A 24543-nucleotide genomic window follows, 5' to 3' on the forward strand; every position below is an offset into this window, starting at 1 on the left:
TCTGCCGTCCACCGGGTGCGGGCCGTTCACCGGGCGTCCTCGGGGCCGAGGTGGGCGTCGAGGGCGGTGCGGAGTACGGGCGTGAAGTCGTCGGTACCGGTGGCGAGTTGGAGGCTTCCCCAGCCCCACAGCTGGGCGATGCCGTGCAGATTGGCCCACAGGGAGCCCGCGACCGTGCGGGCGTCCGCGCCGGCGTAGGCGCCGGTGGCGGTGGGGGAGGCGCGGCCGACCAGGTCCACCAGGAGGGCGAAGAGCGGAAGGCTGGTGTCCCGCAGTCCCAGATGGCCGCTCTCCAGCAGATCGTGACGGAACATCAGCTCGTACATGCCGCGATTGCCCAGGGCGAAGTCGAGATAGACCCGCCCCAGTGCGGTCAGCTGGGCGCGCGGGCCCGTCGCGTGGCCCTCGCCGGTGGGCCCCGTCACCCGCGCGGCGCGCTCGGCCAGCTCGGCGAAGCCGCGCCGCGCGATCGCGGACAGCAGCTCCAGGTGGGTGGGGAAGTAGCGGCGCGGCGCTCCGTGCGAGACACCCGCCCGGCGGGCGATCTCCCGCAGGGTCAGGGCCTGAGCGCCCTCCTCGGCCACAAGCTCCACCCCGACGTCGACCAGCCGCTCCCGCAGGCTGCGACTCTTCTCCGGCTCGTTCATAGACACTGTCTACCAAGTTGCGTAGACAGTGTCAACTCAATGCGTTCGGCAGGGGAATGCGCGGCTGGACCGAAGCGGTTGACCGGGGTATGACTCACGACACGACGCACGACCCCGCGCAGGACGCCCTGCTCGCGCTGCTTTCCGAGGGCCACGGCGGGGTGCTGGTCACCCTCAGGAGGGACGGCCGTCCCCAGCTGTCGAACGTCGGTCACGCCTACGACCCGGACGAGCGGGTCATCCGCGTCTCCGTCACCGACGACCGCGCCAAGACCCGCAACGCCCGCCGGGACGCGCGGGTCTCGTACCACGTCACCAGCGCGGACCGCCGCGCCTACACCGTCGCCGAGGGCACCGCCGACCTCTCACCGGTCGCCAAGGATCCCCACGACGACACCGTCGAGGAACTGATCCGCCTCTACCGCGACGTCATCGGCGAACACCCCGACTGGGACGACTACCGCGCCGCGATGGTCCGTGACCGACGCCTGGTCCTGCGGCTGAAGGTGGAACGGGCATACGGCATCCCGAAGGGCGGCAACGACGGTTAGGAGCCGAAACGCGGTCCTGGTTGGCTGGACGCCCGCTGCTCAGCATCCGTTGGTGCGCGTAGTGCCTGTGGTGGGTGTGGTGCATGTGGTGCATGTGGTGCGTGTGGTGCGTGTGGTGCGTGTGGTGCGTGTGCGTGTCGTGCATGTGGTGCGTGTGGTGCGTGTGCGTGTCGTGCATGTGGGGTATGGCGGGGCACTGGAGCACTTGGGGCGCTGTGCCTACGCGGCGCCCGTGCCTGCGTCCGCGGCCGTGGACGCGTTCGTGCGCGCCTCGATCGCCCGCAGCACCGCCACCATGTCCTCGCCCCCGTGCCCTAGTGACACCGTCTCCTCGAACAGGGCGTGGCACACGTCCAGCAGCGGGGAGGCTATACCGGACGCGCGGGCGGCCTCGGCGACGAGCCGGTTGTTCTTCAGCACGTCGAGCGCGGCCGCCTGCACCGCGAAGTCGCCGGCCAGCAGCTTGGGCGCCTTCATCCGGGAGACGGCGCTGGACATCGGTCCCGCGCCCAGCACTTCCAGGAACAGCCGCCGGTCGAGGCCCTGCCGCCCGGCGAAGTGGAACGCCTCGGTGAGTCCGGTCACCAGGGTGATCAGGAACAGGTTCACCGACAGTTTCATCAGCAGTGCGCCCGGCGCGGGACCACACAGGAACGTCTCGCGGCACATCGGGGCGAGCAGCGGCCGTACGAGGTCCACGGCCCGCTCCTGTCCGGCCAGCATCGCCACCAGCTCACCGTTCTCCGCCGGGACCCGCGAGCCCGAGACGGGCGCCTCGACGTAACTCCCGCCCGCCGCATGGACATCGGCCTCCAGAGCGCGGGAGTACGCGGGCGAGGTGGTGCCCATGTGGACCACCGTCCGGCCCGCGACACGCGCGGCGAAGTCCGGTCCTCCCCGGCCGAGGGTGGCGTCCGTCGACCGCTCGTCGGCCAGCATCAGGATCACCACGTCCGTGCGGGCGAACACCTCACCGGGGTCCGCCGCCACGGCGGCGCCGGCCGCGCGCAGGGGAGCGGCCCGTGCGGCCGTGCGGTTCCACACGACCAGGCCGGTGCCCGAGCGGGCCAGCCGGAGTGCCATGGGTCCGCCCATGACTCCGAGACCGAGGAAGCCGATGTTCACGGGGACCGCCCAGAGGTCGAGGCCGGTTCTATGACAGCTGTCATAGTAGCCGCCTTATGACTGCGGTCATAGGGTGGGAGACGCAAAGGGGCGGTACGGCGCCGGGAGGTCGACGATGGCAGGGTCCGAGCCGGGGCCGCGGGAACGGATGGTCTTCAGCGCGGCCCAGCTCATCCGGCGCGACGGGGTGGGCGCGACGGGCATGCGGGATGTGGCCGCGCACGCGAACGCGCCGCGCGGATCGCTCCAGCACTACTTCCCGGGCGGCAAGGAGCAGCTGGTCAACGAGGCGGTGGCGTGGGCCGGCCGGTACGCGGGCAAGCGCGTCGCGCGCTTCCTGGCGGGCCTGGGCGAGCCGACGCCGAGCGGCCTGTTCGCCGCGATGGTCCGCCAGTGGACCGACGAGTACGAGACGGCCGGCTTCCTCTCCGGCTGCCCGGTCGCCGCGGCCACGGTGGACTGCGCCTCCTCCGGTGTGTCCACGCGTGAGGCGGCAGCCGCCGCGTTCGCCGGCTGGCGCGGGCCGGTGGCCGAGGCCCTGACGGACCTGGGCGTACCCGCCGGGCGGGCCGAGCCCCTTGCCACGTTGATGATCAGCTCACTTGAGGGCGCGATCATCATGGCCCGTGCCGAGGGGACCGTACGGCCCCTGACGACCGTGGCCCGCGAACTGGGCCCCCTGCTCGACGCGGCCGTGTCGCCGAAGAACGGGGCGCGGAGCACAGGAAGAGGTGGCGCATGATCAACGGAGCGCACGTGGTGATCCATACCCGCGACGCGGCGGCCGACCGGGCCTTCCTTCGGGACGTACTGGGCTTCTCGCACGTCGACGCCGGGCACGGCTGGCTGATCTTCGCGGCTCCGCCCGCCGAGGTCGCCTGCCATCCGACCGAGGGCGAGCCGGCGCAGGAACTGATGCTGATGTGCGACGACCTCGACGCCACCACCGCGGAACTCTCCGCGCGTGGCGTGGAGTTCACCCGGCCGGTGCAGGAGGCCCGCTGGGGCCGGGTGACCGCCTTCCGGCTGCCCGGGGGTGGCGAACTCGCCCTGTACGAGCCGCGGCACCCACGGCCCTGACAGCTGCTGGCGACCCGCGGCCCTGACACGAGCCGCGGCACCCGCGAAGCCGGTCTGCGTGCCCTGCTGCGCGAGCACTGGGCCGATGTGCTGCGGGTGATCGCGGGAGGCGTCGAAGAAGATCCTCGGGAAGACCAGCGCGGCGGCGCTGCCGGAGATGAAGAAGTCGCAGTACTCCAGCGCGCTGCCGATCCAGGCGGCCGCGGTGGCCTTCTTCGGCCGGCTGGGCGGGGCGGCGGGGACGGACACGGCGTGCTCCTTCGGGGGAACTCCACCCGGGGAGGAGCGAGAGGAAAGCGAGAGGTGCGGGGGAGAGGCCGGATCCCGGCTGATCAACCCTCTGGACAGTTAGTAGGGGTGGGTGGGACGTTGCACTCGCGTCTCCGCCCTGTCGAGAGGCCGGGCGCGGCCCTCAGCCGGTGGCCCGCTCCGCCGTCAGAGTGGCCCGCTCCGCCGTCAGATAGGCGATCACCATGTCGCCGAGCATCGCGCGGTAGTGCTCGCGCCGGCCGGCCGCCACCAGGTCGCGGCCGAACAGAGCGCCGAAGGTGGCCCGGTTGGCGACCCGGAAGAAGCAGAACGAACTGATCATCGCGTGCAGGTCGACGGCGTCCACGTCGGCCGTGAACAGGCCCGACTCCTGCCCGGACGCGAGGATCCGGCGGATCACGTCCAGTGCGGGGGAACCGATCTTGCCGAGCTTCTCCGAGGCGGCGATGTGCTCCGCGCCGTGGATGTTCTCGATGCTCACCAGCCGGATGAAGTCCGGGTGCTGCTCGTGGTGGTCGAAGGTCAGCTCCGCCAGCCGCCGGATGGCCGCGACCGGGTCCAGATGCTCCACGTCCAGGTGCTGCTCGGCGTCGCGGATCACCCCGTAGGCGCGCTCCAGCACGGCCGTGAACAGCTGCTCCTTACCGCCGAAGTAGTAGTAGATCATCCGCTTCGTGGTGCGGGTGCGGGCGGCGATCTCGTCCACCCGGGCCCCGTCGAAGCCGGCCCGGGCGAACTCCTGCGTGGCCACGTCGAGGATCTCGGCCTGGGTGCGGGCGGCGTCACGGGTGCGCCCGCCGGGTCGTGCCGGTTCGTCGGCGCTGGTCATCACGTTCCTTCGGGCGTGGGCGCGTTTCTGGCTCGTGATTGTAGAAGCAGGCTGCCGTCCGCCGAGAGTGGTGCCGACCGCGCTGACCGGGGTCTTTCGCGGCGGGACTTTCTGCGGGCCGGGGAGGCTGATTCAGCTGACGTACTGGTTCGCACATTAGAGGCGCTCGGGAGGTTCCCGGTGGCCAAGGACTCGTACAGGGACTCGTATCTCGTCGGGCTGACCGGCTCCGACATCGGCCCGTTCTCCAGTCCGGCGCTGCACGAGCGCGAGGCCGCCCGCCAGGGACTCCGGCTGCTGTACCGGCTCATCGACATCGACACCCTCGGGGTGCCACCGCAGGCGGTGGGCGACCTGCTGCGCTCGGCTCGCGATCTCGGCTTCGACGGACTCAACATCACCTACCCCTGCAAGCAGCTCGCCCTGGAGCACCTGGACGCCCTCGACCCGCAGGCCGAGGCGGTCGGCGCGGTCAACACCGTCGTCTTCGAAGGCGGTCGCGCGATCGGCCGCAACACCGACGTCACCGGGTTCGCCGCCTCCTTCACGCGCGGCCTGCCCGACGCGCCGCTGCCCTCGACGGCACGGAACCGTTCCTGCCGGACGAGGAACCGGACACCTACCGCGGCCTCGGCATCCTCTACGACCGTGACGAGGGCGCCTTCCGGCACTGCTGCACCGATACCGTCGGCCACCTCTTCTTCGAACTCCTCCAGCGGGACCCCGGCCACCTTGGCCACGGCGCCCCCAACGCCCCTGTGCGCCCGGCGGCCCAGCACGCCGTGCGTCCGGCCCGCTGAACGGCGCCGGGGCGGCGGACCACGGCCGCCCCGGAAGAGACCCGGAAGGGAATGGCCGGCCGGCAGGGATCCGGCCGGCCTCCCGGGTGTCAGGCGCCGGCGGCTAGCCCTTCTGCACCGACTCCACGGCGTGCCCGCCGAACTGGTTGCGCAGCGCCGCGATCATCTTCATCTGCGGGGAGTCGTCCTGGCGGGAGGAGAACCGCGCGAAGAGGGAGGCGGTGATCGCGGGCAGCGGTACGGCGTTGTCGATGGCCGCCTCGACCGTCCAGCGGCCCTCGCCGGAGTCCTCCGCGTAACCGCGCAGCTTGTCCAGGTGCTCGTCGTCGTCCAGGGCGTCGACGGCGAGGTCCAGCAGCCAGGAGCGGATGACGGTACCGTCCTGCCAGGAGCGGAACACCTCGCGGACGTTGTCCACGGAGTCGACCTTCTCCAGCAGCTCCCAGCCCTCGGCGTAGGCCTGCATCATGGCGTACTCGATACCGTTGTGGACCATCTTCGCGAAGTGGCCGGCGCCCACCCTGCCCGCGTGGACGAACCCGTAGGGGCCCTCCGGCTTGAGCGCCTCGAAGAGCGGCTTCAGCCGGTCCACGTGCTCCTTGTCGCCGCCGACCATCAGCGCATAGCCGTTCTCCAGCCCCCACACACCGCCGGAGACACCCGCGTCGACGAAGCCGATGCCCCGCGCGTTGAGCTCCTTGGCGTGCTTCTCGTCGTCCGTCCAGCGGGAGTTCCCGCCGTCCACGACGATGTCGCCGGGCTTGAGCAGGGTCGCCAGCTGGTCGATGACGTGCTGGGTGGCGCCGCCGGCCGGCACCATCACCCAGACCGTGCGCGGGCCGTCGAGCCGGTCGACGAGATCGACCAGGCCGTCGACGTCCGAGAGTTCGGGATTGGTGTCGTAGCCGACGACGGTGTGGCCGGCGTTGCGGAGGCGCTCCCGCATGTTGCCGCCCATCTTGCCCAGACCGATGAGGCCCAGCTGCATCGATGCCATGTCAGTTCACTTCCTGAGGGTGCGGTAGGCGGCCACGAGGGCGGCGGTGGAGGGGTCGAGACCGGGCACGTCCGCGCCCTCGGTCAGGGCGGGCTCGATGCGCTTGGCCAGCACCTTGCCGAGCTCGACGCCCCACTGGTCGAAGGAGTCGATGTTCCAGATCGCGCCCTGCACGAACACCTTGTGCTCGTAGAGGGCGATCAGCTGTCCGAGTACCGACGGGGTCAGCTCGGTGGCCAGGACGGTGGTGGTGGGGTGGTTGCCGTGGAAGGTGCGGTGCGCCACCTGCTCCTCGGGCACGCCCTCGGCGCGCACCTCCTCCGGCGTCTTGCCGAAGGCCAGCGCCTGTCCCTGCGCGAACATGTTCGCCATCAGCAGGTCGTGCTGCGCCCTGAGTTCACCGCTCAGCTCGGCCACGGGGTTGGCGAAGCCGACGAAGTCGGCCGGGATCAGCTTCGTACCCTGGTGGATGAGCTGGTAGTAGGCGTGCTGGCCGTTGGTGCCGGGGGTGCCCCAGACCACCGGTCCGGTCTGCCATTCGACGGGCTCGCCGTCGCGCTGCACCGACTTGCCGTTGGACTCCATGTCCAGCTGCTGCAGATAGGCGGTGAACTTCGACAGGTAGTGCGAGTACGGCAGCACCGCGTGCGTCTGCGCGTCGAAGAAGTCGCCGTACCAGACGCCCAGCAGGCCCAGGATCAGCGGGGCGTTGGACTCGGCGGGCGCGGTGCGGAAGTGCTCGTCGACGATCCGGAACCCGTCCAGCATCTCCCGGAAGCGGTCCGGGCCGATCGCGATCATCAGGGAGAGACCGATGGCGGAGTCGTAGGAGTAGCGGCCGCCCACCCAGTCCCAGAACTCGAACATGTTGTCCACGTCGATGCCGAACGCGGCGACCTTCTCCGCGTTCGTCGACAGCGCCACGAAGTGCTTGGCGACCGCCTTCTCTCCCCCGCTCGGGACTTCGCCCGAGTGGGAGGTGCCCCCGTCGCCCAGCCCCGCCAGCAGCCAGGAACGGGCCGAGGTGGCGTTGGTGATCGTCTCGATGGTGGTGAAGGTCTTGGACGCGACGATGAACAGCGTCTCCGCCGGGTCCAGGTCCCGGGTCGCCTCGTGCAGGTCCGCGCCGTCGACGTTGGAGACGAACCGGACGGTCAACTCCCGTGCGGTGAAGGCGCGCAACGCCTCGTACGCCATCGCCGGGCCGAGGTCGGAGCCGCCGATGCCGATGTTGACGACATTGCGGATGCGCCGGCCGGTGTGGCCGGTCCACTCGCCGGAGCGGACGCGGTCGGCGAAGTCGCTCATCCTGTCGAGGACTTCATGCACCTTCGGCACGACGTTCTCGCCGTCGACCTCGATCACCGCGTCCCGCGGGGCGCGCAGCGCGGTGTGCAGGACCGCACGGTTCTCGGTGACATTGATCCTCTCGCCCCGGAACATGGCGTCGCGCAGGCCGAACACGTCCGTCGCGGTGGCCAGTTCCCGCAGCAGGGCGAGGGTCTCGTCGGTGATCAGGTGCTTGGAGTAGTCGATGCGCAGGTCGCCGACGCGCACCGTGTAGCGCTCCGCGCGGGAGGGGTCGTCCGCGAACAGCCGGCGCAGATGCGCCTGCCACTGGGCGCGGTGGTCCTCCAGGGCGGTCCACTCGGGCCGCCGGGTGAGCTTGGGGGTGTCGGACATGTCAGACGGTCTCCTTGACGCTCTCGCCGCGCAGGGCGACGGCGTACATCTCGTCGGCGTCGAGGCGGCGCAGTTCCTCGGCGATCAGCTCGGAGGTGGGGCGGACCTTCAGGGCGAGGGAGCGCGACGGCTGGCCCGGCAGGGTCAGCGTGGCCAGCGGGCCCTCGGGCCGGTCGATGACGATCTCCCCGTTGTCGGTGCCCAGCCGTACGGCCGTGACGACCGGACCGGCGGTGACCACGCGGTCGGCCGTGACGCTCAGCCGGGCCTCCAGCCAGCGGGCCAGCAGTTCCGCGCTCGGGTTCTCGGCCTCGGCCTCGACGGCCGCCGAGGTCACCTTCACCCGGGCCTGGTCCAGGGCCGCGGCCAGCATGGAGCGCCAGGGGGTGAGACGGGTCCAGGCGAGGTCGGTGTCGCCCGGCGCGTAGTGGCGCACCCGCGTCTGCAGTACCTCCAGCGGACGCTCGACCGCGTACAGGTCGGTGATCCTGCGCTGCGCCAGCGCGCCCAGCGGGTCGGCGGAGGGGTTGTCGGGCGCGTTCACCGGCCACCAGACGACGACCGGGGCATCCGGCAGCAGCAGGGGCAGCACCACGGAGTCGGCGTGGTCGGACACGTCGCCGTAGGTGCGCAGCACCACCGTCTCGCCGGTGCCGGCCTCGGAGCCGACGCGCACCTCGGCGTCCAGCCGGGAGTGGGTGCGGTCCCGCAGGGTGCGGGCGTGCCGCTTGATCACGACCAGGGTGCGCGAGGGGTGCTCGCGCGAGGCGTCCTCGGCCGCCTTGATCGAGTCGTAGGCGTTCTCCTCGTCCGTGACGATGACCATCGTCAGGACCATGCCCACGGCGGGCGTGCCGATGGCGCGGCGGCCCTGCACCAGCGCCTTGTTGATCTTGCTTGCCGTGGTGTCGGTCAGGTCGATCTTCATGGCCTGCGCCAGCTCCGTCCGTCTTGTGCGAGCATCTCGTCGGCTTCCCGCGGACCCCACGTACCCGACGGGTACTGCGCGGGCCTGCCGTGCTCGTCCCAGTAGGTCTCGATCGGGTCGAGGATCTTCCAGGACTCTTCCACTTCCTGGTGACGGGGGAACAGGTTGGAGTCACCGAGCAGTACGTCCAGGATGAGGCGCTCGTACGCCTCCGGGCTGGACTCGGTGAAGGACTCGCCGTAGGCGAAGTCCATCGACACGTCCCGGATCTCCATGGAGGTGCCGGGCACCTTCGAGCCGAACCGGACCGTCATGCCCTCGTCCGGCTGCACGCGGATCACGATCGCGTTCTCCCCGAGTTCTTCGGTGGCCGTGGAGTCGAAGGGGGAGTGCGGGGCCCGCTTGAACACCACCGCGATCTCGGTGACCCGGCGGCCCAGCCGCTTGCCGGTGCGCAGGTAGAACGGGATGCCGGCCCAGCGCCGGTTGTCGATCTCCAGCTTGACCGCCGCGTAGGTGTCGGTCTTCGACTGCGGGTTGATGCCCTCCTCCTGGAGGTAGCCGACGACCCTCTCGCCGCCCTGCCAGCCCTCGGCGTACTGGGCGCGCACGGTGTGGGCGCCCAGGTCCTCCGGCAGCCGCACCGACTTGAGCACCTTCAGCTTCTCGGTGAGCAGCGCCTCGGCGTCGAAGGCGATCGGTTCCTCCATGGCGGTCAGCGCCATCAGCTGCAGCAGGTGGTTCTGGATGACGTCGCGGGCGGCACCGATGCCGTCGTAGTAGCCGGCCCGGCCGCCGATGCCGATGTCCTCGGCCATGGTGATCTGCACATGGTCCACGTACGACCGGTTCCAGACCGGCTCGTACATCTGGTTGGCGAAGCGCAGCGCCAGGATGTTCTGGACGGTCTCCTTGCCCAGGTAGTGGTCGATGCGGAAGACCTGCTCCGGGTCGAACACCTCGTGCACGATCCGGTTCAGCTCCCGGGCGCTGGCCAGGTCGTGACCGAACGGCTTCTCGATCACCGCGCGCCGCCAGGAGCCCCGGGGCCCTTCCGCCAGACCGTGCTTCTTCAGCTGCTGCACGACCTTGGGGAAGAACTTCGGCGGTACGGAGAGGTAGAAGGCGAAGTTGCCGCCCGTACCGCGCGAGGAGTCCAGCTCGTCGACGGCCGCGCGCAGCTGCTTGAACGCCGTGTCGTCCTCGAAGTCGCCGGGGACGAACCGCATGCCCTCGGCGAGCTGCTGCCAGACCTCCTCGCGGAACGGGGTGCGCGCGTGCTCCCTGACCGCGTCGTGCACCACCTGCGCGAAGTCCTGGTCCTCCCAGTCGCGGCGGGCGAAGCCGACCAGCGAGAAGCCCGGCGGCAGCAGACCCCGGTTGGCGAGGTCGTACACGGCGGGCATCAGCTTCTTGCGGGACAGGTCGCCCGTGACGCCGAAGATGACGAGCCCGGACGGGCCCGCGATCCTGGGCAGCCGGCGGTCCCGGCTGTCACGCAGCGGATTCACCCAGTCGGCGGCCGGCACGAGGGGGACGCGCACGCCGGCGCGCGCGTGCCCGGCGTCCGGTGCCGTGGCCTTCGCGGTCCCGGGGCCCGCCGCCTGCGCACGCGCGGCGGTGCGCGACGGCCCGGCGGTGCGCGACGGCCCGGCGGTGCGCGACGGCCCGGCGGTGCGCGACCGTGCGGTGGCCTCCGGCCGCCCGGTGGCATCCGGACCCGCGGCGGCTTCCGGCTGCGCCGCGGCAGCCGGCGTCAGGCTGCCCGGTCCGTCCGCCTCCGGCGCCGCCGACTCGGCGGGTTTCTTGCTCATTCCGCGTCAACTCCCTTGCTGTTCAGGGACTTCGTGACCGTGTCCAGCAGGTCCTGCCACGCCGCCTCGAACTTGGCGACGCCCTCGTCCTCGAGCTGCTGGACGACCTCGTCGTAGGAGATCCCCAGCCGCTCGACCGCCGCCAGGTCGGCGCGGGCCCCCTCATGGCCGCCCGTCACCGTGTCACCGGTGATGTCGCCGTGGTCGGCGGTGGCGTTCAGCGTGCCCTCCGGCATGGTGTTCACCGTGCCGGGCGCGACCAGCTCATCCACATACAGGGTGTCCTTGTACGCCGGATCCTTCACCCCGGTCGACGCCCACAGCGGGCGCTGCCGGTTCGCGCCCGCGCCCTCCAGCGCGCCGAAGCGCCCACCGGGCCGCCGCGAGCCGTCGGCGGAACCGAACACCTGCTCGTACGCCGCGTAGGCCAGCCGCGCGTTCGCCAGCGCCGCCCGGCCCTTCAGCGCCAGGGCCTCCGCGCTGCCCAGCAGGGTCAGCCGCTTGTCGATCTCGGTGTCGACCCGGGAGACGAAGAAGGAGGCGACGGAGTGGATCCCCGACAGGTCCAGGCCCGCAGCGCGCGCCTCCTCCAGTCCGGCGAGGTAGGCGTCCATCACCTCGCCGTAGCGCTCCAGGGAGAAGATCAGCGTCACGTTGACACTGATACCCGCCGCGACGACCTCGGCGATGGCCGGCAGACCCGCCCGGGTGGCCGGGATCTTGATCATGACGTTGGGGCGGTCCACCAGCCAGGCCAGCTGCCGGGCCTCGGCGACCGTGGCCCCGGTGTCGTGGGCGAGGCGCGGGTCGACCTCGATCGAGACCCGCCCGTCCCGGCCGCCGGTCGCCTCGTACACCGGTCGCAGGACGTCGGCGGCGGCGCGGACGTCGGCGGTGGTCATCATGCGCACGGCCTCGTCGGTCGTGACGCCGCGCACCGCCAGGTCGGCGAGCTGCTCCTCGTAGCCCTCGCCGGAGCCGATGGCGGCCTGGAAGATCGACGGGTTGGTGGTCACGCCGACGACGTGCCGGTTTTCGACGAGCCGGGCGAGGTTGCCGGAGGTGATCCGCTTGCGCGACAGGTCGTCCAGCCAGATGGACACGCCCTCGTCGGACAGGCGCCCCAGGGCTCCGGCGGTCGCGGTTGCTTCGGTCACGGTGATCATCTTCCTTGTCGCGTTCGGATCATGCGCGCGCGGCGGCCAGCGATGCGCGGGCCGCGGCGGCGACGTTCTCGGGGGTGAAGCCGTACTCGGCGAAGAGCGTGCCCGCGTCGGCGGAGGCACCGAAGTGCTCGAGGGAGACGATCCGTCCGGCGTCGCCAACGTAGCGGTACCAGGTCAGGCCGATGCCGGCCTCGACCGCGACGCGCGCCCGCACCGACGGCGGCAGCACGCGCTCGCGGTACTCGCGGGGCTGCTCCTCGAACCACTCCACCGACGGCATCGACACCACCCGGGTGCCGACCCCCTCCGCCTCCAGCAGCTCCCGCGCGGCGACGGCGAGCCGCACCTCGGAGCCGGTGGCGACCAGGACGACCTCCGGTGTCCCGGTGGAGGACTCCCGAAGGACGTAGCCGCCCCGGGCCGCGTCCGGGTTCGGCGCGTACGTCGGCACGCCCTGGCGGGTGAGCGCGAGGCCGTGCGGGGCCGGGTCGGTGGAGTGCCGCCTGAGGATCTCGGCCCAGGCGATCGCGGTCTCGTTGGCGTCGGCCGGGCGGACGATGTTCAGACCCGGGATGGCGCGCAGCGAGGCCAGGTGCTCGACGGGCTGGTGGGTGGGGCCGTCCTCGCCCAGGCCGATGGAGTCGTGCGTCCACACGTACGTCACCGGCAGCTGCATCAGGGCCGACAGGCGCACGGCGTTGCGCATGTAGTCGGAGAACACCAGGAAGGTGCCGCCGTAGACGCGGGTGTTGCCGTGCAGGGCGATGCCGTTCAGCTCCGCGCCCATGGAGAACTCGCGGATGCCGAAGTGGACCGTACGGCCGTACGGGTCGGCCTCCGGCAGCGGGTTGCCCTCGGGCAGGAACGACGACGTCTTGTCGATCGTGGTGTTGTTCGAGCCGGCCAGGTCGGCAGAGCCGCCCCACAGCTCGGGCAGCACCGCGCCGAGCGTCTGGAGCACCTTGCCGGACGCGGCCCGGGTGGCGACGGCCTTGCCCTCCTCGAAGACCGGCAGGACGTCCTCCCAGCCCTCGGGCAGCTTCCCGGCCACGATCCGGTCGAAGAGCTCGGCCCGCTCTATCTGGCCGCCGCGCCACCGGCCGAGCCGCTTGTCCCAGGCCGCGTGCGCCTCGGCGCCCCGGTCCAGGGCCCGGCGGGTGTGGGCGAGGACGTCGTCCTCGACCTGGAAGCACCGCTCCGGGTCGAACCCGAGGACCTGCTTGCTGGCGGCGACCTCCTGCGCGCCGAGCGCCGAGCCGTGCGCGGCCTCGGTGTTCTGGGCGTTCGGCGCGGGCCAGGCGATGATCGTGCGCATCGCGATGATCGAGGGGCGGCCGGTCTCGGCCCTGGCCGCCGTCAGCGCCGCGTACAGCGCGCGGACGTCGATGTCGCCGTTCCCGGCGGGCTCGATGCGCTGGGTGTGCCAGCCGTAGGCCTCGTAGCGCTTCAGCACGTCCTCGGAGAAGGCGGTGGCGGTGTCGCCCTCGATGGAGATGTGGTTGTCGTCGTAGAGGAAGACGAGGTTGCCGAGCCTCTGGTGGCCGGCGAGCGAGGAGGCCTCGGCGGAGACACCCTCCTGGAGGTCGCCGTCGGAGACGATCGCCCAGATCGTGTGGTCGAAGGGGGAGGTGCCGGCGGGGGCGTCCGGGTCGAACAGGCCGCGCTCGTAGCGGGCGGCCATCGCCATGCCCACGGCCATGGCGACGCCCTGGCCCAGCGGGCCGGTTGTGGTCTCCACACCCGCCGTGTGCCCGTACTCCGGGTGGCCGGGCGTCTTCGAGCCGTGCGTGCGGAACGCCTTCAGGTCCTCCAGGTCCAGCTCGTACCCGGCGAGGTAGAGCTGGGTGTACAGGGTCAGCGAGGTGTGACCGGGGGACAGGACGAAGCGGTCACGGCCCGTCCACTCGGGGTCCGCGGGGTCGTGACGCATCACCTTCTGAAAGATCGTGTACGCCGCCGGGGCCAGGCTCATCGCCGTGCCGGGATGGCCGTTGCCGGCCTTCTGCACGGCGTCGGCCGCCAGAATCCGGGCGGTGTCGACGGCCCGCCGGTCGAGGTCGGTCCACTCGAAGCGGTCGGATGTCTGCACGCTCATCTTCAAGAAGTCCTCGGAAGAAGCGGGATGCGCTGTCGGACGTGTTCGAACTTAAAAGTCTGACTTTTTCGCCGGAAGGTCTCTGTGTGTCAGCCTGTGGTGAAAGTGGGACACTCCGGGAACGATCGAGGCGGCACGAGAAGGACATGGCGGACACAAGCACCGAAGACGGTGGCCGTGACGGTGACGGGATCAGAACCTTCCCCTTCCCGGTCGACCTCAGCCTGCGCGGCGTCGGTCTGCAAATAGGCCCCATGGGCGCCGACCGCACCTGGCACGCCGAGGCGCCACTGCACCGCGTCCACCGCATCGACTTCCACGTGGTCATGCTCTTCGGCGCCGGCCCCGTGCGGCACATGGTCGACTTCGCCGAGTACGAGGCCGCGGCCGGCGACGTCCTGTGGATCCGCCCGGGACAGGTCCACCGCTTCTCCAGGACGAGCGAGTACCGCGGAACCGTCCTGACCATGCAGCCCGGCTTCCTGCCCCGCGCCACCGTCGAGGCCACCGGCCTGTACCGCTACGACCTGCCGCCCCTGCTGCACCCCGACGAGACCCAGCGCGACGCCCTGACGGCCACGCTCGCCCAGCTGCGACGCGAGTACGAGGACACCGAGACCCTCCCGCTGAGCCTGCACACCGCGGTACTTCGCCACTCGCTCACCGCGTTCCTGCTGCGGCTGGCCCATCTCGCGGCGAGCTCGGCCCGGGCGGCGCGCGGGCAGACCGACACGACCTTCACCCTCTTCCGCGACGCGGTCGAGCGGGGCTTCACCACCAACCACAGCGTCAGCGCCTACGCCGACGCGCTGGGCTACTCCCGACGCACCCTCGTCCGCGCGGTGCGCGCCGCCACCGGCGAGACCCCCAAGGGCTTCATCGACAAACGTGTCGTCCTGGAGGCCAAGCGCCTCCTCGCCCACACCGACCTGCCGATCGGCCGGGTCGGCGCCGCCGTGGGGTTCCCGGACGCGGCGAACTTCTCCAAGTTCTTCCAACTGCGCACCGGGCAGACGCCGGTGGCGTTCCGGGCGGAGCTGCGCTGAGCGCCACCACCGGCCGGGTGCGCGGCCGCCCGGGACACGGCCGAGGAGCCCCACGTGCCTGTGGGGCCCCTCGGCGGGGGTGGCGGTCCGTGCGGGACGCGCGGTACTGCGGGATCCAAGGGATCCACGGGATCGCGGGAACTCACCGGACCGCGGGAACGTACGCGTACGGGACTGCGGGAACGTACGGGACGGCGGGACCGGCGGCCTGCGGCCTGCGAGCTGCGGTCTGCGGTCAGTGGCCGAAGTCGAACCAGTTGACGTTCACGAAGTCCGTCGGCTGGCCACTGGTGAAGGTGAGATAGACGTCATGGGTGCCGGTCACCGAGGAGATGTTCGCCGGGACCGTCCGCCACGACTGCCAGCCACTTGTGTTGCCCAGCGCGAAGCTGCCGACGGGCGCGTTGCTCCGGCTGTCCAGACGCACCTCCACCAGTCCGCTCACCCCGCCCGCCGCGCCGCCGGCGACCCGGGCGTAGAACTGCGTGGCCGCCGTGGAACCGAAGTTGACGCCCTTGTAGAGGGCCCAGTCGCCGTTCGCGAGGGAGCCGATGTCCTGGCCGCCGCCGGTGTCGGTGGTCGTCTCGGTGCTCGCGCCGCTCTGGCCGTCGTAGGACTCGGCCTGGATGGCGCTGTAGGCGTCGCGGTTGCCGGACGGCGGGGGAGTGGTGCCGCCCCCACCGCCCGAGGACTGGAGCACCTGCACATAGTCCACGGCCATCGGGTGGCCGGGCTCGGTGCCGCTGTCGGGTCCGCCGCCGAACGCGCCGGGGAAGCCGCCGCCCATCGCCACGTTCAGGATGACGAAGCAGCCGTGGTCGGTGGCGTTCGCCCACGTGGTCGCGTCGACCTGATTGGCCTTCACGGTGTGGAAGTCGACGCCGTCGAGGTAGAAGCGGATCTCCTCGGGGCTGGTCGACCTGTCCCACTCCATCGCGTAGGTGTGGAACCCGGCCTGGCAGGTGGTGCCGGTGCAGGACGTCGAACCGCCGATGCCCGACGTCTCGTTGCACGGGCCGCCCGGGTTGGTGCCGCAGTGCATCGTGGCCCAGTCGGTGTTGAGGCCCTGGACGTTCTCCATGATGTCCAGTTCGCCGACGCCCGGCCAGTTCTGGTAGTTGCCGCGGAAGGGTGAGCCCAGCATCCAGAAGGCGGGCCAGTAGCCCTTGGCGGCGGCGCCGGTGACGTTGGGCATCTGGATGCGGGCCTGCACGCGCAGCTTGCCGCCGGCCGGGGGCCGGAAGTCGGTGCGAGTGGTCTCGATCCGGCCCGAGGTCCAGTTGCCGGAGGCGTCCCGGCGCGGGGTGATGAGCAGGTTGCCGTTGCCGTCGAGGGAGACGTTGCTGGTGCTGGAGGTCATGCTCTCGACCTCGCCGGTGCCCCAGTTGGCGGCGCCGCCCGGATAGGAGGTCCCGGTGTCGTACTGCCAGTCGGAGGTGTTGACGCCGGAGCCGGCGGAGCCGTTGAAGTCGTTGAAGTCGTCGAGGAAGACCTGCGTCCAGCCCGACGGGGGCGTGGGCGCGGAGGCGTTCGCGGGCAGGGTGGCGGCGGTCGCGGCGGCCGCCGCCAGGCCGAGGGTGCCGAGGACCGCGACGAGCGCCCGCCGTGCGGAGCGCCGTCTGCGGTGGGTCGCGACGGGAGGACCGGCCGGCGGGCCGGCGGATGTGCCGGTGCGTTCACTCATGGGGGGTGCCTCTCGGGTACGGGGTGGGGTGCGCGGGTGACGCCTCGTTCGTGGGCGGTCCGAAGCCGGCTCGAGGACGTTCCCCAACCGGGCTGAGAGCGCTCTCAAGCGTGGTTGCGCCGCCAATGTGCTCTCGGTCGGTGCAATCGTCAAGAGTTGAAACAAGGAAAGTCCTTGCCGGGCAAGGGAGTTCAGCTGATGAAGGCGGAGATTTCCGGGTTGTTCCGCGGGGCCGCCGGCCCGCAACCGCTGCCGGGTCCTGCCGCACCGGGCGGGCGGCCGTCGGCGGTTTCCCCGGCGTGGCCGAGGGATTCGAGGGGCGCCTGGCGCGGGCGTGGGTAGGGTCGGTGCTGCCGTGCGGAGGCACGGGGACGGCGAAGGTCCGCGGTCCCGGGGACCTGGACGTGGTGTTGTCGGACGCGCCGGTGGACGCGGCGGCGCACTCCTCGCTGCGGGAGGCGGGCGTCGAGGTGCTCGTGGCGGAAAGGGTTCAGGCGTGAGGCTGACGATTCTGGGCGGCGGCGGATTCCGGGTGCCCCTCGTGTACGGGGCGCTGCTGGGGGACCGGGGCGGGGGCCGGGTCACCGAGGTCGTCCTGCACGACCTGGACCCCGGCCGACTGCGGGCGGTGGCCCGGGTACTGGCCGAGCAGGCCGCGGGGATGCCGGACGCCCCGTCGGTGACCACCACCACCGACCTCGACCAGGCGCTGCGCGGCGCCGACTTCGTGTTCTCCGCGATCCGCGTCGGCGGCCTGGAGGGACGCGCCGACGACGAGCGGGTCGCGCTCGCCGCGGGAGTGCTCGGCCAGGAGACGGTCGGCGCGGGCGGGATCGCCTTCGGTCTGCGGACGGTACCGGTCGCGGTCGACATCGCCCGGCGCGTGGCCCGCCTGGCACCCGACGCCTGGGTCATCAACTTCACCAACCCCGCCGGACTGGTCACCGAGGCCATGTCCCGCCACCTCGGCGACCGCGTCATCGGCATCTGCGACTCTCCGGTCGGCCTGGGCCGCCGGATCGCCCGCGTGCTCGGTGCGAACCCGCGGCAGGCGTGGATCGACTACGTGGGCCTCAACCACCTCGGCTGGGTGCGCGGCCTGCGGGTCGCCGGCCGCGACGAACTCCCGCGTCTGCTCGCCGATCCCGGCCTGCTCGGCTCCTTCGAGGAGGGCAGGCTCTTCGGTGTCGACTGGCTGCAGTCGCTGGGTGCGATCCCCAACGAGTACCTGCACTACTACTACTTCAACCGTGAGGCCGTACGGGCCTACCAGCGGGCCGGGAAGACCCGCGGCGCCTACCTGCGCGACCAGCAGGCCCGGTTCTACGAGCAGATGCGGAACCCGGACGCCTCGGCGCTCGAGGTCTGGGACCGCACCCGCGCCGAACGCGAGGCCACCTACATGGCCGAGAACCGCGAGACGGCGGGCGCGGGAGAACGCGACGCCGACGACCTCTCCGGCGGCTACGAGAAGGTGGCCCTCGCCCTGATGCGGGCCATCGCCCGCGACGAGCGCACCACGCTGATCCTCAACGTCCGCAACCGCGGCACCCTGTCGGTGCTGGACGCCGAAGCCGTCATCGAGGTGCCCTGCCTGGTCGACGCGAGCGGCGCCCACCCGGTCTCCGTGGACCCGCTGCCCGGCCACGCCACGGGCCTGGTCTGCGCGGTCAAGGCGGTGGAGCGCGAGGTGCTCGCCGCGGCCGGGTCCGGCTCCCGCGCGACGGCGGTGAAGGCCTTCGCGCTGCACCCGCTGGTCGACTCCGTGAACGTGGCCCGCAGGCTGGTCGAGGGCTACATGCAGATCCATCCCGGCCTGGCGTATCTCGGGTGACCTTCCACCCAAAGACGCTGTCCGCCGTGGCGGGCGGGCGAGGCGTCCCCGGGGCCGGGGTGTGCGTCGGGGCGGCTGGTCGCTCCCCCGTACTGCGACCGGCCGCCCCCCGCCCCCCCGGGGGGGGGCCCCCACCACTCCACTGATCGGCCGGAACCGCTGGTGGGCCGGTCAGTGGCCTGGGGAGTCGGGGCCGAAGGCCCGAGGCTCGCGGTTCAGCTGTCGCGGCCGCTCACTGGCCCTGGGAGATCCCGGAGCCGTTCGCCGCCCCGGAGCCGTCGGACGCACCGGCACCGGACTGGTCACCGGGCTGGCTCTGCGTCCCGCTTCCCGACTGGTCGCCGGGCGCGGCCGTACCCGCACCGGACTGGTCGCCGGGCGCGGCCGTACCGGCACCGGACTGGTCGCCGCCGCCCTGCTGGTTACCGCCGCCCTGCTGGTTCCCGCCGGCCTGCTGGTTCCCGCCGCCCTGCTGGTTCCCGCCGGCCTGGCCACCGGCGCCGTTGCCCGCACCGGCGCCGTTGCCCGCACCGAGCGTCGCCCCGGTCGCCTGGAGGGCCGCGGTGACCGGCTGGAAGAAGGTCTCGCCGCCGGCCTTGCAGTCGCCGCTGCCGCCGGAGGTGAGGCCGACCGCGCCGCCGTCCTGGGTGAACAGGGAGCCACCGCTGTCGCCGGGCTCGGCGCAGACGTTGGTCTGGATGAGGCCGTTGACGGTGTCGACGCCGCCAGGGTTGGTCTCGCTCTGGAAGTTGACGGTGGCGTCGAGGCCGGTGACGGTGCCGTTGTGCAGTCCGGTGGTACTGCCCATCCGGAAGACGGTCTCACCGACCGTGGCGTCGGCGGCCTGGGTGATCTTAACGGTCTGCCCGTTGCCGGTGTTGACCTCGCTCGGGGCCTGGGTGTTGGGATCGTTGTACTTGACGAGGGAGAAGTCGTTTCCGGGGAAGGTGGCCTGGTCCACCGTGGCCACCGGCTGGCCGTTCTGGGAGTCGGACCACTGCTTGGCCGCGACTCCGCAGTGCCCGGCGGTCAGGAAGGCGGGCTTGCCGTCGCTGGCGGTGACGTTGAAGCCGAGGGAGCAGCGGACGTTGCCGCCCTGCACCTGGGAGAAGATGGCGTCGCCGCCCGAGGCGAAGGTCTTGAAGGTGCCGGCGGACTTCTTGAGGGTGGCCATGCCGGTGCCGAGACCCTGGACGGTGGACTGGAGTCTGTTCCACTTGGCGCCGGTGACCGTGCTGTCGGCGGTGACCACGACCTTGTTCGTGCGCGGGTCGACGGCCCAGGAGGTGCCGGGGATCGTCGCCTTCGTCTTCAGGGTCCGCGCGGCCGCCTTGAGGTCGGCGGTGCTGTTGCTGACCTGACGGACGGCCGCGCCGGCCTTCTTCGCCTTCACGACCACCTTGTTGTTGTCGCCGCCCACCACGTTGACGACGAGCTGCTGCTTGGCGCTGTCGTAGTAGGAGCCGGCGAAGGAGTCGCCGAGTGCCTTGGCGAGCTGCGAGGCGAGGTTCGAGGCGTCCGTCGCCTTGAAAGTCCTGGGGGTGGCGTTGTCCGCCGCGCCGCCGTCCTGCGAGGCCATGGCGTTGGGGAGCAGTATCGCCGCGGCGCCAAGGGCCGCCACACCGCCCGCCGCTATGGCGGCCTTGCGCTTCGGAATTCGCTTGTGACTCAAACTTCTCGACCTCCTGGGGACGGGGTCTGTGCCGCCGTTCGGCGGCTCGTCGGGGACGCCTGGATGGCTGTTGGTACGCACGGGGCGCGCGGGGCGTTCATTTCCGTTCGCCAACTCCCCTCGCGCCGCGCCGAATCGGCCAACCCCCCGAACCGGCCGCGCAGAGCCGGGAACGATCGGCGCGAGGACGACGGCCCCCGCGCGGAAGCCGGCCGGGCGCTCGCCGCCGCCCGCCCTCCCAGGGCCTGGAACCCGGCCTGGCCGACGAGCCGTTGGGCCGATGGCGACCGTGCCTCGCTCGACGCCCTTCGGCGGGCGGTGTCCGGTGCGGATGTCCGGATCGAGGCGGTGGTGACCAGGCCCGGCCGCCGGACGACGTTCGCCGCCATCACCACGGTGGACCTGGCACCGGGCCGAATCGCGGCCCGGACGAGCGCGGTGTGCGCGCCGCGGGTCCGCCGGCACGGAACGCCACGTCGCGGCTACGCCTCGTCGTGGACCGGTAGCGGAATCCCGGCTTCAGCAAATCCGCACATCCCATGCTCAGCGGAGTCACCGGGCACGGAGGATCTGCACAACTGCGCGCCCCCGGGCACGCCTTTGGCGCCAAGTGCCGGATTCACCGGCTCGTGGGCAAGGGCCCGGCTGGGCCGATACCGCGCGGCATGTGAAGAACTCGCTGTCAAGCCGTGCCCGCACCTGCACGGATGCAGCCGACGGACCGACAAGTTGCCTGGTGAGAGGCCTGGTTGAGTGGATTCGGCGGGGCGCGCCGTGCTTTGATCCATGGCACTGCGGGGCCGCCGGGCGCTTGGGAATCCGGCGTCCGGCGCCCGCGGTCGCGGCCGTCCGTCTGTCCCCAGAGGGGGCCGCTCCCCCTTGCGACATATCCATACGAAGGGATGTTCCATCATGAACTCCACCCCCCAGGTTGAGACCGTCGAGATCTCCGACGCCGAGCTCGACAACGTCTCCGGCGGCCTGTCCGTGAACGCTCTGGGCACCGCCACCGGCCTGGTGGACGGCGTTGCCCCGGTTTCCGGCCTGGTCGACACGGCCGTCGGCACCGTCCAGGGTGTGACCGGTCTCAACGTCGCCCCGGCCGCCAACCTGGTCGCCGGTCTCTGATCGCACCACGTTGCCGCTGAGTCCCGGAGCCGGGTGCCGGCTCCGGGACTCTCGGGTGCCGCGACAGACCCGCCGAAGTCCCCTTCTCATGTCCCTTGCGTACGTCTGCCGTCGACCCCGTAGGCGCGCCGTCCGCTCCACACGCCCGCACAGGTGAGGGAAGCCCCGTGCAGTTCCGCCAACAGGCCCTCGCCAAGCTCCAGTCGCCGGAGGAACTCGATCTTCCGGTGCGGCTCGCCCGTCCCCAGGGCTGGCTCGTGCTGTGCGTCACGCTCGTCTCGATGGCCGCCGCCTCCGTGTGGGCCGTGACGGGGTCCGTGGCGTCCACGGTCGGCGCGCAGGCCATCCTCACCCACGGGCAGGGCAGTTACCTGCTGCAGAGCCCGGTCGCGGGCCAGGTCACCGCCGTTCTCGCCCAGCAGGGCGAACGGCTGCCGGCCGGCGCGCCCGTGCTGAAGGTCCGAACGCCCCGCGGTGACGCGGTGGTCCGGACGGTCGCCGCGGGACGGATCACCGCGCTGGCCGCCACCATCGGCCAGATCATCTCCACCGGCGCGAACGTCGCCGCCGTCGAGAAGGTCGCCCACACCTCCGACCCGCTGTACGCGACCGTGTACGTAGCCGCCGAGAACGCCGCCGCCATCCCCGCCGACGCCGCCGTCGACCTGACCGTCTCCTCGGTGCCCACCCAGCGGTACGGCGTGCTGCGCGGCCATGTGAAGTCGGTGGACCGCTCGGCCCAGTCGGCCCAGCAGATCGCCGCCTACCTCGGGGACAGCCAGCTGGGCGAGCAGCTCACCGCCAGGGGCCGGCCCGTCGCCGTCCTCGTACGGCTCGACGGGTCGTCAGCGACGAAGAGCGGCTACCTCTGGTCCTCCGCGGGCGGTCCGCCGTACCGGCTCGACTCGATGACCCTGGCCACCGCCTCGATCCACCTCGCCGACCAGCGACCCCTCGATTGGCTGCTGCCGTGAGCGCCGCACCTCAAACCCGCGGCCGCAGGCGCGCCGCCCCACCCAGGCGCCCGGTCCCCAAGGGCCGGGGCGGAGCCGTGCGCACGCCCACCGTGCTCCAGATGGAGGCGGTGGAGTGCGGCGCGGCCTCGCTCGCCATGGTCCTCGGCCACTACGGCCGCCATGTCCCGCTGGAGGAGCTGCGCATCGCCTGCGGCGTCTCCCGGGACGGCTCACGGGCCGGCAACCTGCTCAAGGCGGCGCGCGGTTACGGACTGACGGCCAAGGGCATGCAGATGGACACCGCCGCCCTCGCCGAGGTGCGGGCGCCCGCCATTCTCTTCTGGGAGTTCAACCACTACGTCGTCTACGACGGCATGGGCCGCAGACTGGGCCGGCGCGGGGTGTACATCAACGACCCCGGCAAGGGCCGCCGGTTCGTGTCCATGGAGGACTTCGACACGAGCTTCACCGGTGTCGTGCTGGTGATGGAACCGGGCGAGGGCTTCGTCAGGGGCGGCCGCCGGCCCGGCGTCCTGGGCGCCCTGCCGGCCCGGCTGCGCGGCACCGCGGGCACCATGCCGGCGGCGGTGCTGGCGAGCCTGCTGCTGGTGGCGGTGGGAGCGGCGGTGCCCGCGCTCAGCCGGACCTACATCGACATGTTCCTGATCGGCGGTCAGACCTCGCTGCTGGGCGTGCTGTTCGCCGCCATGGGGGCGAGCGTGCTGCTCACCATGGTGCTGACCTGGCTTCAGCAGGCCAACCTGCTGCACGGCCGCATCATCTCCTCCACCCTCGGCGGCGCCCGCTTCCTGCGCCATCTGCTCCGCCTTCCGGTCACGTTCTTCGGCCAGCGCAGTCCCGCCGACCTGGTGCAGCGGCTGCAGTCCAACGACGCCGTGGCCGAGACCCTGGCCCGCGACCTCGCCGCGGCGGGCGTGGACGCGGTCGTGGTCGTGCTGTACGCGGTGCTGCTCTACACCTACGACCCGCAGCTGACCTTCGTCGGCATCGGTGTCGCGCTGCTGAACATCGTGGCGATGCGGGTCGTCGTGCGGCTGCGCGCGACCCGGACGGCGAAGCTGCGCGCCGACACCGCCCGGCTCACCAACACCGCCTACACGGGGCTTCAGTTGATCGAGACGATGAAGGCGACCGGGGGTGAGGACGGCTACTTCCGCAAGTGGGCCGGGCAGCACGCCACCACCCTGGACGAGCAGCAGCGGCTCGGGGTGCCGAGCGCCTGGCTGGGCGTGGTCGCGCCGGCGCTCGCCACGCTCAACAGCGCGCTGATCCTGTGGATCGGCGGAATGCGGGCGGTCGAGGGCCATGTCTCGGTCGGTCTGCTGGTGGCCTTCCAGGCGCTGGTCACCCGCTTCACCGCGCCGCTGACCCGCCTCAACGGCGTCGCGGGGCGCATCCAGGACTTCGCCGCGGACGTGGCCCGTCTGAAGGACGTCGAGAACTTCCGCACCGACCCGCTGTACTCCCGCCCCGGCGGCGCCGACTCCACCCGCCGCCTGCAGGGTCACGTCGAGCTGGAGAACGTCACCTTCGGCTACAGCCCGCTGGACAGGCCGCTACTGACCGGCTTCGACCTCACCGTCGGGCCGGGCCGGCAGGTGGCGCTGGTCGGCGGCTCGGGCAGCGGCAAGTCCACCGTCTCCCGTCTGATCTCGGGCCTGTACACGCCCTGGGAGGGTGTGATCCGTATCGACGGCCGGCGTCTGGAGGACATCCCGCGCGGGGCGCTGGCGGCCTCCGTCTCCTTCGTCGACCAGGACGTGTTCCTGTTCGAGGGCACGGTCCGCGACAACGTGGCGCTGTGGGACCCGTCGATCCCGGACGAGGCGGTGGTGGAGGCGCTTCGGGACGCCGCCCTGTACGACGTGGTCACGCGGCGCCCCGGCGGCATTCACGCGAAGGTCGAGCAGGACGGGCGCAACTTCTCCGGCGGGCAGCGCCAGCGTCTGGAGATCGCGCGGGCGCTGGTGCGCCGTCCCAGCATCCTCGTGCTCGACGAGGTGACGAGCGCGCTGGACGCGGAGACCGAACTGGTGGTCATGGACAACCTGCGGCGGCGGGGCTGCGCCTGCGTGGTGATCGCGCACCGGCTCTCCACGGTGCGCGACAGCGACGAGATCGTCGTCCTGCAGCACGGCACGGTCGTCGAGCGGGGGCGGCACGAGGAGCTGGTGGCGCACGGCGGTGCGTACGCCGCGCTGGTCAGGGAGCGGTGAG

20 protein-coding genes and 3 pseudogenes are annotated in these 24543 nt (G+C 71.8%); 11 read left to right on the forward strand and 12 right to left on the reverse strand.

Annotated features, from left to right (window positions below; genetic code table 11):
* Positions 1 to 26: 26 nt before the first annotated feature.
* On the reverse strand, positions 27 to 647 hold the full coding sequence (locus ACH4UM_RS35605) for a TetR/AcrR family transcriptional regulator (protein ID WP_398188765.1): 621 nt from the start codon (positions 645 to 647) through the stop codon (positions 27 to 29).
* Positions 648 to 736: 89 nt separating this feature from the next.
* On the opposite strand from ACH4UM_RS35605, the gene ACH4UM_RS35610 reads away from it, so the two are divergent.
* Entirely contained in the window at positions 737 to 1198 is a 462-nt protein-coding gene (locus tag ACH4UM_RS35610; RefSeq protein WP_398188768.1) for a PPOX class F420-dependent oxidoreductase, read from the forward strand.
* A gap of 219 nt (positions 1199 to 1417) precedes the next feature.
* On the opposite strand, the gene ACH4UM_RS35615 is transcribed toward ACH4UM_RS35610, so the two are convergent.
* Entirely contained in the window at positions 1418 to 2323 is a 906-nt protein-coding gene (locus ACH4UM_RS35615) for an NAD(P)-dependent oxidoreductase (RefSeq protein ID WP_398188770.1), read from the reverse strand.
* A 115-nt stretch (positions 2324 to 2438) separates the two neighbouring features.
* Between ACH4UM_RS35615 and ACH4UM_RS35620 the strand changes: the two genes are divergently transcribed.
* Together ACH4UM_RS35620 and ACH4UM_RS35625 are read left to right on the forward strand one after the other, a co-directional pair.
* Positions 2439 to 3065, forward strand: a complete 627-nt coding sequence (locus ACH4UM_RS35620) for a TetR/AcrR family transcriptional regulator (protein WP_398188773.1) — start codon at positions 2439 to 2441, stop codon at positions 3063 to 3065.
* Positions 3062 to 3403 carry a VOC family protein gene (locus tag ACH4UM_RS35625; protein WP_398188775.1) on the forward strand — a complete coding sequence of 114 codons (342 nt, stop codon included), beginning with the start codon at positions 3062 to 3064 and terminating at the stop codon, positions 3401 to 3403. The genes ACH4UM_RS35620 and ACH4UM_RS35625 overlap by 4 nt, the downstream gene beginning before the upstream one ends.
* A gap of 105 nt (positions 3404 to 3508) precedes the next feature.
* On the opposite strand, the pseudogene ACH4UM_RS35630 reads toward ACH4UM_RS35625, so the two are convergent.
* Together ACH4UM_RS35630 and ACH4UM_RS35635 are read right to left on the reverse strand one after the other, a co-directional pair.
* Positions 3509 to 3652 (reverse strand): annotated as a pseudogene (locus ACH4UM_RS35630) (MFS transporter); the annotation flags it as partial.
* Between the two features lie 163 nt (positions 3653 to 3815).
* Positions 3816 to 4502: a TetR family transcriptional regulator gene (locus ACH4UM_RS35635; protein WP_398188778.1), complete on the reverse strand. Its 687-nt coding sequence runs from the start codon at positions 4500 to 4502 to the stop codon at positions 3816 to 3818.
* A 180-nt stretch (positions 4503 to 4682) separates the two neighbouring features.
* Between ACH4UM_RS35635 and ACH4UM_RS35640 the strand changes: the two are divergent.
* A pseudogene (locus tag ACH4UM_RS35640) lies at positions 4683 to 5079 on the forward strand (shikimate dehydrogenase); the annotation flags it as partial.
* A 25-nt stretch (positions 5080 to 5104) separates the two neighbouring features.
* A pseudogene (locus ACH4UM_RS35645) lies at positions 5105 to 5302 on the forward strand (sugar phosphate isomerase/epimerase and 4-hydroxyphenylpyruvate domain-containing protein); the annotation flags it as partial.
* A gap of 103 nt (positions 5303 to 5405) precedes the next feature.
* Here ACH4UM_RS35645 and gnd read toward each other — a convergent pair.
* Genes gnd through tkt form a run of 6 tightly spaced genes read right to left on the reverse strand, consistent with a single transcriptional unit; the run spans position 5406 to position 13985 of the window.
* Positions 5406 to 6290 carry a phosphogluconate dehydrogenase (NAD(+)-dependent, decarboxylating) gene (gene gnd / locus ACH4UM_RS35650; RefSeq protein WP_398188887.1) on the reverse strand — a complete coding sequence of 295 codons (885 nt, stop codon included), beginning with the start codon at positions 6288 to 6290 and terminating at the stop codon, positions 5406 to 5408.
* Between the two features lie 15 nt (positions 6291 to 6305).
* Positions 6306 to 7982: a glucose-6-phosphate isomerase gene (pgi, locus tag ACH4UM_RS35655; protein WP_398188781.1), complete on the reverse strand. Its 1677-nt coding sequence runs from the start codon at positions 7980 to 7982 to the stop codon at positions 6306 to 6308.
* Between the two features lies 1 nt (position 7983).
* Positions 7984 to 8910, reverse strand: a complete 927-nt coding sequence (gene opcA / locus ACH4UM_RS35660; protein ID WP_398188783.1) for a glucose-6-phosphate dehydrogenase assembly protein OpcA — start codon at positions 8908 to 8910, stop codon at positions 7984 to 7986.
* Entirely contained in the window at positions 8907 to 10724 is a 1818-nt protein-coding gene (gene zwf, locus ACH4UM_RS35665; RefSeq protein ID WP_398188786.1) for a glucose-6-phosphate dehydrogenase, read from the reverse strand. Before zwf ends, opcA begins: the two co-directional genes overlap by 4 nt.
* Positions 10721 to 11890: a transaldolase gene (gene tal, locus ACH4UM_RS35670; protein WP_398188789.1), complete on the reverse strand. Its 1170-nt coding sequence runs from the start codon at positions 11888 to 11890 to the stop codon at positions 10721 to 10723. The genes zwf and tal overlap by 4 nt, the downstream gene beginning before the upstream one ends.
* A gap of 19 nt (positions 11891 to 11909) precedes the next feature.
* A complete protein-coding gene (gene tkt, locus ACH4UM_RS35675) occupies positions 11910 to 13985 on the reverse strand; it encodes a transketolase (RefSeq protein ID WP_398188792.1) in 2076 nt (691 codons plus the stop codon).
* Positions 13986 to 14131: 146 nt separating this feature from the next.
* Here tkt and ACH4UM_RS35680 point away from each other — a divergent pair, with 146 nt between their 5' ends.
* Positions 14132 to 15031, forward strand: a complete 900-nt coding sequence (locus ACH4UM_RS35680; RefSeq protein WP_398188795.1) for a helix-turn-helix domain-containing protein — start codon at positions 14132 to 14134, stop codon at positions 15029 to 15031.
* A 235-nt stretch (positions 15032 to 15266) separates the two neighbouring features.
* Here ACH4UM_RS35680 and ACH4UM_RS35685 read toward each other — a convergent pair whose 3' ends face one another.
* Positions 15267 to 16715, reverse strand: coding sequence for a glycoside hydrolase family 16 protein (locus tag ACH4UM_RS35685; RefSeq protein WP_398188798.1), 1449 nt, complete (start codon positions 16713 to 16715; stop codon positions 15267 to 15269).
* A 299-nt stretch (positions 16716 to 17014) separates the two neighbouring features.
* Between ACH4UM_RS35685 and ACH4UM_RS35690 the strand changes: the two genes are divergently transcribed.
* Positions 17015 to 17215, forward strand: a complete 201-nt coding sequence (locus ACH4UM_RS35690) for a hypothetical protein (protein WP_398188800.1) — start codon at positions 17015 to 17017, stop codon at positions 17213 to 17215.
* Positions 17212 to 18549: a 6-phospho-beta-glucosidase gene (locus tag ACH4UM_RS35695; RefSeq protein WP_398188803.1), complete on the forward strand. Its 1338-nt coding sequence runs from the start codon at positions 17212 to 17214 to the stop codon at positions 18547 to 18549. The genes ACH4UM_RS35690 and ACH4UM_RS35695 overlap by 4 nt, the downstream gene beginning before the upstream one ends.
* 232 nt (positions 18550 to 18781) lie before the next feature.
* On the opposite strand, the gene ACH4UM_RS35700 is transcribed toward ACH4UM_RS35695, so the two are convergent.
* Positions 18782 to 20221 (reverse strand): S1 family peptidase, encoded by a 1440-nt coding sequence (locus tag ACH4UM_RS35700; protein WP_398188806.1) that lies wholly within the window; start codon positions 20219 to 20221, stop codon positions 18782 to 18784.
* A gap of 912 nt (positions 20222 to 21133) precedes the next feature.
* Between ACH4UM_RS35700 and ACH4UM_RS35705 the strand changes: the two genes are divergently transcribed.
* The 3 genes from ACH4UM_RS35705 (at position 21134) to ACH4UM_RS35715 (ending at position 24542) form a co-directional block, all read left to right on the forward strand.
* Positions 21134 to 21349 carry a type A2 lantipeptide gene (locus ACH4UM_RS35705; RefSeq protein ID WP_398188808.1) on the forward strand — a complete coding sequence of 72 codons (216 nt, stop codon included), beginning with the start codon at positions 21134 to 21136 and terminating at the stop codon, positions 21347 to 21349.
* A 167-nt stretch (positions 21350 to 21516) separates the two neighbouring features.
* Complete coding sequence (locus tag ACH4UM_RS35710) at positions 21517 to 22323, forward strand: HlyD family efflux transporter periplasmic adaptor subunit (RefSeq protein ID WP_398188810.1); 807 nt, start codon at positions 21517 to 21519, stop codon at positions 22321 to 22323.
* Positions 22320 to 24542, forward strand: a complete 2223-nt coding sequence (locus ACH4UM_RS35715) for an NHLP family bacteriocin export ABC transporter peptidase/permease/ATPase subunit (protein WP_398188813.1) — start codon at positions 22320 to 22322, stop codon at positions 24540 to 24542. Before ACH4UM_RS35710 ends, ACH4UM_RS35715 begins: the two co-directional genes overlap by 4 nt.
* Position 24543 lies beyond the last annotated feature (1 nt).

Source organism: Streptomyces sp. NPDC020801 (genome assembly GCF_044334385.1).
In the GTDB taxonomy this organism is placed as follows: Bacteria; Actinomycetota; Actinomycetes; order Streptomycetales; family Streptomycetaceae; genus Streptomyces.